At 67.1% G+C, this 11,970-nt stretch carries 10 protein-coding genes; 3 read left to right on the forward strand and 7 right to left on the reverse strand.

Annotated features, from left to right (window positions below; all coding sequences use genetic code 11):
- Positions 1–181: 181 nt before the first annotated feature.
- The 3 genes from NA11_RS00395 to NA11_RS00405 form a co-directional block, all read right to left on the reverse strand.
- Positions 182–973 carry an alpha/beta fold hydrolase gene (locus NA11_RS00395; protein WP_069159657.1) on the reverse strand — a complete coding sequence of 264 codons (792 nt, stop codon included), beginning with the start codon at positions 971–973 and terminating at the stop codon, positions 182–184.
- 145 nt (positions 974–1,118) lie between these two features.
- Positions 1,119–2,069, reverse strand: a complete 951-nt coding sequence (locus NA11_RS00400; RefSeq protein ID WP_069159658.1) for an alkaline phosphatase family protein — start codon at positions 2,067–2,069, stop codon at positions 1,119–1,121.
- Positions 2,070–2,172: 103 nt separating this feature from the next.
- Positions 2,173–2,865: a hemerythrin domain-containing protein gene (locus NA11_RS00405; RefSeq protein ID WP_069159659.1), complete on the reverse strand. Its 693-nt coding sequence runs from the start codon at positions 2,863–2,865 to the stop codon at positions 2,173–2,175.
- 87 nt (positions 2,866–2,952) lie between these two features.
- Between NA11_RS00405 and NA11_RS00410 the strand changes: the two genes are divergently transcribed.
- Positions 2,953–4,002, forward strand: a complete 1,050-nt coding sequence (locus tag NA11_RS00410; protein WP_167837516.1) for a response regulator transcription factor — start codon at positions 2,953–2,955, stop codon at positions 4,000–4,002.
- Between the two features lie 50 nt (positions 4,003–4,052).
- Here the strand turns inward: NA11_RS00410 and NA11_RS00415 are convergent, their stop codons facing one another.
- Positions 4,053–4,757 carry a TetR/AcrR family transcriptional regulator gene (locus NA11_RS00415; protein WP_069159660.1) on the reverse strand — a complete coding sequence of 235 codons (705 nt, stop codon included), beginning with the start codon at positions 4,755–4,757 and terminating at the stop codon, positions 4,053–4,055.
- Positions 4,758–4,864: 107 nt separating this feature from the next.
- Here NA11_RS00415 and NA11_RS00420 point away from each other — a divergent pair, with 107 nt between their 5' ends.
- Together NA11_RS00420 and NA11_RS00425 are read left to right on the forward strand one after the other, a co-directional pair.
- Positions 4,865–5,893 (forward strand): aldo/keto reductase, encoded by a 1,029-nt coding sequence (locus NA11_RS00420; protein WP_069159661.1) that lies wholly within the window; start codon positions 4,865–4,867, stop codon positions 5,891–5,893.
- An 83-nt stretch (positions 5,894–5,976) separates the two neighbouring features.
- Positions 5,977–6,726: a glucose 1-dehydrogenase gene (locus NA11_RS00425; protein ID WP_069159694.1), complete on the forward strand. Its 750-nt coding sequence runs from the start codon at positions 5,977–5,979 to the stop codon at positions 6,724–6,726.
- Between the two features lie 15 nt (positions 6,727–6,741).
- Here NA11_RS00425 and NA11_RS00430 read toward each other — a convergent pair whose 3' ends face one another.
- From NA11_RS00430 to NA11_RS00440, 3 genes are read right to left on the reverse strand one after another with little or no spacing between them, the layout of a single operon-like run.
- Positions 6,742–8,133 carry a flavin-containing monooxygenase gene (locus NA11_RS00430; protein WP_069159662.1) on the reverse strand — a complete coding sequence of 464 codons (1,392 nt, stop codon included), beginning with the start codon at positions 8,131–8,133 and terminating at the stop codon, positions 6,742–6,744.
- A 3-nt stretch (positions 8,134–8,136) separates the two neighbouring features.
- Positions 8,137–10,593, reverse strand: coding sequence for a KR domain-containing protein (locus NA11_RS00435; protein WP_069159663.1), 2,457 nt, complete (start codon positions 10,591–10,593; stop codon positions 8,137–8,139).
- Positions 10,590–11,969, reverse strand: coding sequence for a cytochrome P450 (locus NA11_RS00440; protein ID WP_069159664.1), 1,380 nt, complete (start codon positions 11,967–11,969; stop codon positions 10,590–10,592). The genes NA11_RS00435 and NA11_RS00440 overlap by 4 nt, the downstream gene beginning before the upstream one ends.
- Between the last annotated feature and the right edge of the window lies 1 nt (position 11,970).

Consider the following 11,970-nt stretch of genomic DNA (forward strand, 5'->3'; position numbering starts at 1 on the left):
GGGGATTGTGGGCAATCTATATGGGTTCTGTGATGGGATTGTGTAACATTCGCCGCATGATCCCCTGCTGCTGTCGCCACACAGCCTCGTCGGGGGATGTACCGATCTCCATTGAGTGGAGGGGAGAGATCGGTGCATCCCCCGAAAAGGCTGGCGCGTGCAGACCGGGCGGGCGGTTCGGTCAGGGTTCGAGGAACTTGCGGATTTCTGGAGCGAAGGTCTCGGCGAGCTCCTCGGGTGAGTGCAGTTCGTCCGAGACGGTCGCTGTTGCCAGCGTGGCGTGCGGGATGGTCGCGGCGACGCGTTCGGCGAGGGCGGTGGGATGGCGGGGGTCGGTGCCCGCGAAAATGAGTGTGGGGGCGGCGATTTCGGCAAGCTCGGCGACGTCACGAAAAGAGCGGTCGCGGCCGATGGCGGCTGCGGCGGCGATGCTGGCCTGATCGGAGCGGGGGATGGCGTCGCGGACCATCGCGCCGACGACCGGAGGCATCGCGGCGAGAATGGGCGCCCAGGCGGCCTCGATGCCGTCGGTGGCGACGCGTTCGGCGAAGGCATCGAGGAACGCGACTTCGGCGTCGACCGCCGCGTCGTCCTGGATGTCCTCGACGCCCATCAGGATCGCCGCCGACACCAGCTCGGGAAAGGCGATCGCAGCGCGCGCGGTGATGGTCGAGCCGAGGCCTGCACCGCCGAGCGTGATGCTGGACAGGCCGAGGTGATCGGCCAAATCCTTGACGTCCTCGGCATATCGGCGCCAGGTGTGGCGCTGCGGATCCCGGCAGACGGACCGGCCGTAGCCGCGAACGTCGGGCAGGATGACGGTGTACCGATCGCTGAGCCGGTCCGCCAGCGGCAGCAGACTGTGATGGTCGGGCCCGCCGGCATGCAGCAGCACCAGCGGGCGCTCGTCCCCGCTCCCGACGACCTCGGCGTACAACGAAAACCCTGCACCGTCCCGGTAAGTCAGCTGCATGCACCGAAACGTATTGCAGCACCGCACCGGTCACAACCACACCAGCTGCCACGTGATATCGCGAAAAGGTCGCCATGCGCCGGCCATCGGCGTCCTCGTCCGCGTACCCGGTCGCCGGGAAGGCGACCGGGCGCGCGATCCTTGGTCAGCTCACCGAGCCGGTCTTGGCGACGGACTTGCCGTCGAATTCGGGGCTCAGCGGCACGCCGAGCAGATCGAGTGCGGTCGGGGTGATATCGACGAGCGAGTTGCTGGAGTTGGTGGCTCCGGCCTTGAACGCGGGTCCGCGGGCGATCAGGAAATTGGCTGTCTCGTCGGCGGATTGGCCGCCGTGGCCGCCGAGCGGGCGGTGCCCGTGATCAGCGGTGACCAGGATGTGCCACCGTTCCTTGGGCTGTGCTTTGGCGCGTGCGTCGACGGCGGCGACGATCTTGCCGACCTGGGTGTCGACGCTCCGGACGGCGGCGAGGTATGCCGCTGAGGCGCCGCCGTGGTTGTGGCCTGCCGCGTCGACCTGGTCGAGGTGGGTGAACAGGAAGTCGGGTCCTGCTTTCGCGATGGTGGCCGCACTCGAGTCGGCGGTGACGGCGTCGATCTTCGCTTCCGTCGGGTCGTTGGGCTGCTGTGGGCTGCGGACGTTCACATCCGCGTGCGGGTCACCGGCCCCCGCGATGATGCCGATGGTCGGCCACGTGGCGATCGACTCGGTCCGCAGGGCAGGCTTGGCCTTCTCCAGCCGGGTGAACACCGTCGGATACTTCGCGAACGGCGCGGTGGTGACGTTGTTGTCCTTGATGCCGTGCTTGGTGTCCCACACGCCGGTCAGCACCGTCGACCACGACGGTCCGGAAATGGTGATGTGCGGTGCGATGGACGTTCGCCCGAGGGTGCCCTCGGCAGCGAGTTTCAATAGATTCGGGGCCTTGGCTTCCTGAATCTTCTTGTACATCACCCCATCCAGTCCGATGACCACCACTTTGTTCACCGTGGTGTCGGCATGGGCAGGTGCGGTGGTCGCCAGACCCGCGGTCACCGGCAGCGCCGTGACCAGTGCGATCGCGAGGTGGCTCAGAAATTTCCCTTGCGGTGATCTCATGGTCTAGACCATTGCAAGAGGTCCGGTTCCCACGCCAGTTGTTCAAGTGGGAGTTCATCGACCCTTCATTCGACCAACGAAATCCGTTCGCCCCGTGCGTTGTTCAGGTTTGATCTCCCGGGAACAACGCTCGCCCATAGAGTCTGCGGGCGTAGCGTGCGTAACTCGTTCTCGCGGTGGCGCGGAGCACGATGCGTGGCACGACGGGTATCGCCGCGAGCATGATCCGCACGGCTGCTGGGTCGGCGTCGTACGTGAGCAGGCCGAAGATCAGGGGCAGTCGGTGTTTCGGCAGCGCCGAGACCGCGGCCGCGCCGACCGCGTGCCATTCGTCGGAAGTCAGATGCACAGCGGCCAGGGGCAGCAGGTGCTCCTCCTCGGTGTGCAGATGCTCGGCCAGCCCCGCGTGGAGATCTGCCAAGGCATTTCGCAGCGCCGGACCTGTTGTTCGAGCGGCGTCCTCGGCCCACGCGGTCAGCGCACGCTCGACCCGGTCGACGAGGACGGCGATCCGGTCGTGCTGGGCGATGACGTCGTCCAAGTAGTGGGTGGCAGCAGCGGGTATGCGGGGTGCCAGCGCGGGCCACAATCGCCGATCCTCACCCTCGTGGTGATGGTGCAGCAGCGCGAGGACCAGGAAGAGGTGGCGTGCCACCCGCATTCGCTGCTTTCCCTCGGCACCTTCGACCAGCGCCGGAGCCTGGTGGAGCTCGCGCAACAGGGCGGTGTGCACGACGATCATGTCGGTGGTATCGACGAGGTCGTCGAATTCGTAGGCATTCGACTCGGTCTTCACCGCTTCACCGTCGCAGTGACCTGCGGCGGCGGTCTATCCCAGAAACTGGGGCTGTGCCTGCGCACCCGGCTGCGGGACGATGGCGAGGTGCGATCGAGCCGAGGTGATCGAGTCCGTTCGCGCCTCGACGTCCTGGCCGAGGCGGGGTTGAGCGCAACGGAGTTCCTCGGTGCGGTGTGTGAGCACCTGGCCGAGGCGGTGCCCTACGAATCCGTGTGTGCCGGAACGACGGATCCGGCGAGTGGGCTGGTGACGGCCACGGTCAAACGTCCCGATGTCGACATGCACGATGCCGAGTTCGCCCGGCTGGAATACGATCCCGCGATCGCCGACGTCAACCGGTTTGCCGAGCTGACCCGGCGATCGGTGCCGATCGGGATACTGCACGCGAGCACGTCCGGCGACCCGTCCCGCAGCTACCGATATCGCGAGTTCCTGTGCCCACTCTTCGATTTCAGGCACGAACTGCGATCCGTGTTCCGCGATGCCAGCGGGGTGTGGGGCGCGATCGGAATCTATCGCGCGGGCGGTGCGACCGGATTCAGCGACGACGAGGCCGCATTCGTCGCAGGCCTGACGGGTGTGCTTGCTCGAGGTATCCGCCGGGGACTCCTCGTCGGAGTGGCCCGCCTGACGGACTCGGATACCGATCGATCCGGGGTGCTGATCGTCGACCACGCCAACACGGTCGTGCAGACCACCGCGGTAGCCGAGGAGTGCCTGCACGGCCTGGCCGACCTCGGCAGGGGCTCATTGCCCGCCTCGATCCTGGCGGTGGTGGCAGCGGCGCGGGCGCGCAATTCCGTTCCGGCGACCGCGCGAATCCCCAATGCCGACGGCGGGTGGACCACGGTGCGCGCGGGTCTGCTGTCCGGAGCGACCAACAATGTCGTGGTCACCTTGGATCGCCCGCATCCGAAGGACATGGTGCCTCTGCTGGCTGCCGCTTACGGACTGACGCCCCGCGAACGCGACGTTTTGGCGCGAGTATTGCGGGGCCAGGGGACCGCGACGATCGCCCGCCAGCTCTATTTGTCGGCGTACACGGTCCAGGACCACCTCAAAGCCATCTTCGCCAAGACCGGCGTCAGCAGCCGTGGTGAGCTGATCGGCCGCCTGGCCTTCTTCGGCGCTTGAGCTTGCGCTGCTGAGGCGATTCGCGGGCAACCCTGGCTGGTAGCTGAGCGCTACGAGTGTGCGGCGATCCGCTGTAGCCATTCGTGCAAAAGCGCTGTCTCGGTGGTGCTCAGTGGGTGGGCGTTATCGTCGAGGGTGGCGTCGAGTGCGAGGGCCCGGCTGGCCAGTGTGGCCGCGGTGGTGTCGGTGGGTTCGGGTCCTGTGCTGATCGCGGCAAGGACGATATCGCGTGTGCGAGCGGACAATTCGGGGTCGCGGTCGGCCGAGGGGGTGGCGATGAGGCTGAGGGTGACGCCGGTGTTGGTGGCGAGGATCAGGCGGGCCGCGGCATCGGCGGGCGTCCGAAGTCGTCCGGCGGCGGCCGCCTGCTCGAGCAGGCCCATCAGCAGTTGGTGCGCCTCCTCGGCGGCGGCGGGGCGCCGTTCGGGTTGGGGCACGCCGTACATCAGGACGTAGAACGCCGGATGGGTCAGGCCGAACTCGACGTGGCTGTCCCACCCTCTGGCCAGATCCGCGATCGCGTCGCCGGTGGGGGCGAGCGTCTTCTTGGCGGCGAGGTAGCTGGCGAAGCCGTGCGCCGTCACCGCGTCGAGGAGTCCCTGTTTGTCGCCGAACAGGCGGTAGAGGGTTGGCGCCTGGACGTTGGCGGCGGCGGCGACCGCACGGGTGGACACCGCCTCGGTACCGCCGGTGGCCAGCAGGTCGGCGGCGGCATTGAGGATGCGTTCCCGGGTGGAGGCTGTCACAGCAGGCATGTATCGACGATAACAGAATGGGGCTAGCGCTGATATCGAACCAGTGCTACCTTGATGTCGTTATCAGTGATAACCGCTGGTATCGGACACGGAAACGGAGTATTTCGATGACCACGACCAACAGCGCACCGACCACACCCGTGAGCCACCGCATCCTTGGCCGCACCGGGCCGACCGTGTCGGCACTCGGCCTCGGCATGATGGGCATGTCGGACCTGTACGGCCCCGCCGACGACGTCGAATCCATCGCCACCGTCCACGCCGCCCTCGACGCGGGGATCACCCTGCTCGACACCGGCGACTTCTACGGGATGGGCCACAACGAACTCCTGGTGCGGCAGGCCTTGCGCGGCCGCGATCGGGACAACGCGGTGATCAGCGTGAAATTCGGCGCCCTTCGCGATCCGGACGGCGGCTGGAGCGGTTACGACGGCCGTCCACAGGCGGTGAAGAACTTCGTCGCCTACAGCCTGCGCAGGCTCGGCACCGACCACATCGACATCTACCGCCCGGCCCGCCTGGATCCGGCCGTGCCGATCGAGGACACCATCGGCGCCATCGCCGAACTCGTGCAGGCCGGTCACGTCCGTCACATCGGTCTGTCCGAGGTCGGCGCCGACACGCTGCGCCGTGCGGCGGCCGTGCACCCGATCTCCGACCTGCAGATCGAGTACTCCCTGCTCTCCCGCGGCATCGAAGCCGAGATCCTGCCGGTCGCAAGGGAATTGGGGATCGGGATCACCGCATACGGCGTGCTGTCCCGTGGTCTGCTTTCCGGGCACTGGACCGGGGACCGCACCTTGAACGGCCACGACTTCCGCGGAATCAGTCCGCGATTCCAAGGCCCGAACCTGGCGCACAACCTGGCGCTGGTCGACGCGCTGCGCACCGTCGCGCAGACCATGGATCGCAGCGTCGCGCAGGTCGCCATCGCCTGGGTCGCCGCTCAGGGCGTCGATATCGTGCCGCTGGTCGGCGCCCGCCGTCGCGGCCGCCTGGCCGAAGCGCTCGGCGCGGCCGACCTGACGCTCAGCCCGCAGGACCTGGCCACCATCGAGCAGGCCGTTCCCGTCGGCGCCGCCGCGGGCGACCGCTACGCGGCTCCGTTGATGACCGAACTCGACAGTGAACGCTGATCTCTGCCCATCCTGTGGTCCGGCGGGGCCAGGTGTTCCTGTCCCCGCCCTGGCCAAATCTCTTCCACAGCAAGGAATCCGATATGTCTCTGCACGGAAAAGTCGCTCTCGTCACCGGCTCCTCCCGCGGCATCGGCCGCGCGATCGCCCTGCGCTACGCCGAGCGCGGCGCCGATCTCGTCATCAACTACGCCCGTGACGCCGCCGCCGCGGCCGAGGTGCAGGCCATCGCCAGCGCGGCAGGCGGCAAAGCCATCACGGTCAAAGCCGATGTCTCCGACGTCGACCAGATCGACCAGCTGTTCACCACCGCCATCGAGACGTTCGGGAAGGTCGACATCGTGGTGGCCAACGCAGGCATCGAGAAGGTCGACATCCCGGTCACCGAGATCACCGAGGAGGACTTCGACCTGCTGTTCCGCATCAACACCAAGGGACCGTTCTTCGTGATGCGGGCCGCGGCCCGTCACATCGCCGACGGCGGCCGCATCATCAACATCTCCTCCAGCTCCACCGCCAGACCGCACCCGGGACTCGGGCTGTACGGCACCAGCAAAACCGCACCCAAGTACCTGGTTCGGGTGCTGGCGCAAGAGATCGGCCACCGCAAGGTCACCGTGAACTCCTTGGTCCCAGGGCCTATTGCGGGCGCGGGCATCTTCACCGATGTCAACGACACCGATCCCTACCAGAAGGCGCTGCTGGACTCGGTACCGCTCGGCCGCCTCGCCACCCCTGGCGACGTCGCCGATATCGCCGAATTCCTCGCAGGGGACCAGTCGTTCTTCATCACCGGCGAGGAAATCCTCATGAACGGCGGGTCCAGCAACTGACCAAGTGAACCCTGGCTATCGCGGTGTGGACCCGACCGGAGTGACCGCGAGTTGCTTTGCCAACTTGCGCAACCGCTTCCGGTACGACACGTGCTCGACCTGTAACCAGTGGCGTTCGGACCGGTAGAAGTCGATGCCTCCGTTCAACTCCGGCCCGTGCACCGGATTCGCTTTCGCGGCGCGGAACCGCGCGGCCCGCCGTGGATCGGTCTTCAGCAGATACAGGTACCTGCCCATGATCTGCGACTGATAGTCCATGATCGGCCAAGTGCCGGTGGAGATTTGGACATAGCCGATGACGAAGAGGTTGTCGTACTCCGGGTGGAAGGCGTGCAGGTGCAGTTCCGGGATCGGGCCGTCGGACCAGTTCAGGTGCTTGCGGTCGATGAAAGGGAACTCGGCCTGACGGTAGCCGGTGGCGTACACGATGACATCGACCTGCTCGGTTGAGCCGTCCGCGAAACGCACACGGTCACCACATAATTCGACGATGTCCGGCTTGACGCCGATCTCGCCGTGGCCGAGGTGGTAGAGCAGCGTGGAGTTCATCACGAAATGCTCTTCCAGCAGCTTGTGTTCGGGTCGGGGCAGGCCGAAGCGAAGTGGATTGCCCGGGCTGTTCAACCGCAGCAGCGGTTTGCCCATGGCGCGGACGAGCGGCCGCGGCATGCGAAACTTCAGGATGAGTTCGTAGTAGGCATCGGTCGGGATGCCGAACATGTACTTCGGCCAGATGTAGTTGCCGCGCCGGACGCTCAGGAAGGTCTGCGCGGCGCTCTGGCTGCTCTCCACCGCGATATCGCATCCGGAGGTGCCCGCGCCGACGACGAGTACCCGCTTGCCGCGCAACACATCCTGGCCCTTGTAGTCCGCCGAATGCATCGTCAGTCCGTGGAAGACGCCCGGTATTTCCGGTCGGCGTGGCGACCAGTTGTGCCCGTTCGCGATGACCAGGCCGCCGTACCTGCGTTCCGAGACGCCGTCGGCGGTGCGGACCCGAACGATCCAGTCCGGCCCGCCGTCGACCCGGTCCGCCGATTCGACCGAGCTGTCGAACTCGATGTGCTCGCGCACGCCGAAATGTGCTGCGTAGGAACGCAGGTAGGACATGATGTGACGCTGGCCGAGGTAGGTCGGGTAGTCGTCCGGGATCGGGAAGTCCGTGTACCGGATGAACGGCTTCGAGGTGATCAGGTGAATCGACGGGTACGCGGCGCTGGTCGGGCAGCCCGGATTCCAGGTGCCGCCGACATCTGACGCCCGTTCGATCACATCGACCGCAATGCCGTACTCCAGCAGGTTCTTCGCCGCGGTCAGGCCTGCGGCGCCCGCGCCGATGACGCAGTAGCGATCGGAGCGGTCCTCGCACGCGGTGTTGGCCACCGTCGGCTCGAGTAGTGTTTCCACGGTCTAATCGTCCTTTCCGTAGCGAATTCCATGGGCGACCAGCCGGACCCTTCCCTCCGGGGTGTACGCGGTCGAGGTGTCGCCGTAGGCCGTGACCTGGCCTGCGGAGCCGACCAGTGGGCCGGGAATATCGATCGAGTCGATCGTGAGCAAGCGCGCCGAATCGCCGATCCGGCGCGAATATGCCTCGCGCAGCATCGTTTCCAGTTGGTTCAGCGGCAGTTCGGGCAGCGGCGACGGCACGCCGAGCACCAGATCACGCATCCGGTCGGCGTCCACCTCGACAGACCGGGCGCCCGGTGTCCACCGGCCGAGACGGAAGACCTGGCCGTGCCAGCCGAGCCTGCGCACCGCGCGGCCCGGTTCTACACGTCCGTCGGTCACGAGAGCCAGCGGCGCGGAGGATATTTCGGGTCCGTCTCCGTAGCGCAGGGTCGCCGTCGCGACCAGGTCCGTGTCACGGCGGATCTCGACGCGGACTTCCCAGGTGCGGTCGGCGGCCCACCGGCCCTGCGCGCTTGCCTGGAACCGGGCGCCGTTGCTGTGCGCGCGGGTGGCGGTGAGATCGATGCTGACGTCCCGGATAGCCGACAGCGGCTGCTCTTCGCCGTCCGGCTGCACCCAATCGCCCAGTGAGCGCAGGAATTCGAGTAGCACGCTGAGCGGAACGGCGGGGCTGGCATCCACGCGGAAGTCGCCACAGGCGAGCAGCTGGTCCGCGGTGAATTCGACCTCGGTCTCCAACAGTGCTCCGCTGACGAACCGGATCGGATTGCCGAGGAAGAGCAGGCGGTTGGCGAGGCGCTCGATCCCGGCCAGGTCGGTCGCAGGCGGATATCCGCGCAGTAGTGTCGGCAGCATGGCCTTACCGAACTCGCCGACAAAGGTGAGTTCGCCCGTGCTGCCCGCCAGGACCTCGCTTTCCCAATGCTGCAACCCTTCGTCGACCCGCATCGCCGACATGTAGGCCAGGGTCGCTTCGTAATTGGTGATGATGCCGAGGCGTTCCCACGTCGGCCAGCACATCGTGGCCACCGGAACCCGGACGGGGCGACCCGGCTGGTCGGCCGCGCTGGCCGCCCACAACCCGATCCGGCTCAGCGCGTCGTTGGCCGCGCCGTATTCGAGCTGGCCGACCATCCCGCCCCAGCGCCCGGCGAGCGATCCGGCCGTGCTGACGAACCGAATTGCCGGGTAATCCGCCAGCGCGGCAAGGATATTCATTAACCCGGTGACCTTCGCGCCGACCGTCCCGCTGATCACCTCCGGTGACTTGGACGGCAGCCGGACCGGTGCGTCCACGCCTGCGTTGTGCACCACACCGGCCAGTCCAGGCCCGGCCGCCGCGAGCAACGCGCGCACCTGCTCCGGGTCGGTGACATCGCATCGGTGATAGCTGATGTCGAGCCCTTCGGCCCGTGCGGCAGCCAACCTGGCCGCGAGCTGCCGGTTCCATTCGGCGCGTGCCAGCACTGCGCGGGTCCGGCCGAGCGTGCGCAGCCGGGCCGCCTCGATCAGCATGCGATCGCGATGCTGGCGGAAGTCGTTGTCCGACAACAGCACAATCGGGTCGTCCGGATCCGGCATGGGACTTCTGCCGCTGATGATCACCCGGCAGCGGTGCTGCTGCGCCAGGCGACGCGCCAGTGCGAAACCGATGCCTCGGCCGCCGCCGGACATCACGACCACATCGCCGGGGCCGAGATCGACCACCGGACCTGGCACGTCCACCTGATCGGCCGCCAGGGTGTAGCGCCTGCCTGCGTGGTGGCCGATCTCGAAGTAGCCCCACCGATACAGTTCGCGGCAGATCAGGCCTGCCATCTCGTCGTCGAGTGGTGCGATCCGCGCGCCGTCGGCCGGAAAGTCAAGCACCCGGACGTTCACGTTGTCGAATTCCCGTGGCAGCCCCTTCGCCAAACCCGCCCACAACCCGCCGAGTGGTTGGGCGATGCTGCCGTCCGCATAGCCGTGCCGCCCGTCCATCCTGGTCACGGCGACATAGAACAGGCGCTGCGCATCCGATTCGGTGCGCCAGTCGTCGTAGGTGTGCTGCAACAGCTCGATCGTCTGCAGCAGCTGGGCATTCCAGTCACCGGTCGGCGAAAGATCGAAGGGCCGTTCGTAATTCAGATCGATGATGCCGTCGATGCGCCCGACCGTCCGGGAGAACTCGGCAACGTCGGCGCCCTCGTGCGGCGGTGCCAGCCGCGACGGTGCCGCACCGGCGCCGGTCAAGGCAGCCATGACTCGCTCGGCCGATGCGTCGCTCCCGCCGAGCACCACGATCCGACGGCCGCGCAGCTGCGCGCTCGGCTCGGGTGGCGCCGCGGCGATTTCCCTTGGGTGCCAGACGAATCGGCGCACGGGGAGTACCGAACGATCGGCGGGCACATCGATGTCGGCGGGTTCGCGGTCGTGCGTCGGCGCGATCGAGCCGTTCGATCGTCCGCGTGTCATGGATTCCTCGGTATGAGGCGCAGCGGGATGCCGCCGACCGGGCGCAGCGACACCGCCGTCGACAAGTGCACGTCGCCGCCTGCGGCGGGGTGGATCGTGAAGCGAGACACCAGCATTGCCAGCGTGAGGTGCAGCTGGGTCAAGGCCATCGATTCCCCGACGCATTTGCGCTGACCGCCGCCGAAGGGGAAGAAGGTGTACTTCGGCCGGTTCTTCTTGGCGGCCTCGGTGAATCGCTCAGGATCGAAGCGCTCGGGCGCCTGCCAGAAATCCGGATGCCGATGCGTCACATACGGACTCACGAAAACGCAGTCGCCCGCCGGGACGTGCCACCCGGAGATCTCGTCGTCGGCCAGCGCCGCACGGGGGTAGACCCAGATGGGCGGGTTGAGCCGCAGCGACTCGTCGACCACCATCTTCGTGTAGGTCAGCTCGGCGAGATCCGCGGTCACCGGGGTCCGGCCGCCGAACACGCGCTGGGTTTCCTCGAAGAGTCGTTGCTGGATCTCGGGCGCGCGAGCCAGCTCGTACAGCGCCCACGCCAGTCCCATTCCGGTGGTCTCGTGACCGGCCATGAAGATGGTCATCAGCTCGTCACGCACCTCCTCGTGCGACAGCGGCGCGCCGCCCTCGCCCTCGGTGCTCGCCAACAACAGGTTGACCAGATCCGGCCGTTCGGCGTGGGCTCCGGTCTGATGCGCTTCGATGATCCGCTCGATCACGTCGTGCATGGCATCCCTGGCGCGGGTGGTGCGCAGGTTGGACGGGAACGGCAGCCACGGGGGCAGCAGCTCCGGCAGGGTGCCGCGGAACACCATCGCCTTGACGGCCGTGTCCATGGCCACCCCGATCCGCTCCCGGTCGCCGTCCAGATCCGTGTCGAACATGATCAAGCCCAACGCGCCCATGGTGATTCGCATCATCTCCGGAATCACGTCACCGCGGTATCCGTCCGGCCCGCGCCGCTCCCAGTCCTCGAGCACGCGCGCGGTGGTGGACACCATCAGGTCGACCATCGTGTCGATCGCCATCCGATGGAGCATCGGATTCATCGCCCTGCGCCGCTGCCGCCACGGCTCCCCGTCGGCAGTCAGCAGTCCGTTGCCCATGAAGATCTTGAATCGTTCGTAGCCGATGCCGCGGATGTAGTTGGCGTTGTTGTCCTGCAGCACATGCTTGATGCCGTCCGGGTGGCACACCAGCGTGGCCGTCATCAACCCGAGCGGCAAGCGGACCGTGTGACCGTAGGTCCGGCACAGCGATTCGAACAAGCCGGGGGCGTTGGTGCGCAGCGCTGTCACGTTCTGCGGAATCCGGCGGGCCCCGAGCGGGCCAGGCGGCAGTCGGAGCGAGGTAGCGGTGTCGATGGCGACCATA

The organism is Nocardia altamirensis NBRC 108246, assembly GCF_001612685.1.
Taxonomy (GTDB): Bacteria; Actinomycetota; Actinomycetes; order Mycobacteriales; family Mycobacteriaceae; genus Nocardia; species Nocardia altamirensis.

What these genes read in the sequence shown, in the direction of transcription:
- NA11_RS00395 (WP_069159657.1), bottom strand. Translation starts at nt 973, where the DNA reads ATGCAGCTGACTTACCGGGACGGTGCAGGGTTTTCGTTGTACGCCGAG.
- NA11_RS00400 (WP_069159658.1), bottom strand. Translation starts at nt 2,069, where the DNA reads ATGAGATCACCGCAAGGGAAATTTCTGAGCCACCTCGCGATCGCACTG.
- NA11_RS00415 (WP_069159660.1), bottom strand. Translation starts at nt 4,757, where the DNA reads ATGCCTGCTGTGACAGCCTCCACCCGGGAACGCATCCTCAATGCCGCC.
- NA11_RS00420 (WP_069159661.1), top strand. Translation starts at nt 4,865, where the DNA reads ATGACCACGACCAACAGCGCACCGACCACACCCGTGAGCCACCGCATC.
- NA11_RS00425 (WP_069159694.1), top strand. Translation starts at nt 5,977, where the DNA reads ATGTCTCTGCACGGAAAAGTCGCTCTCGTCACCGGCTCCTCCCGCGGC.
- NA11_RS00435 (WP_069159663.1), bottom strand. Translation starts at nt 10,593, where the DNA reads ATGACACGCGGACGATCGAACGGCTCGATCGCGCCGACGCACGACCGC.
- NA11_RS00440 (WP_069159664.1), bottom strand. Translation starts at nt 11,969, where the DNA reads ATGGTCGCCATCGACACCGCTACCTCGCTCCGACTGCCGCCTGGCCCG.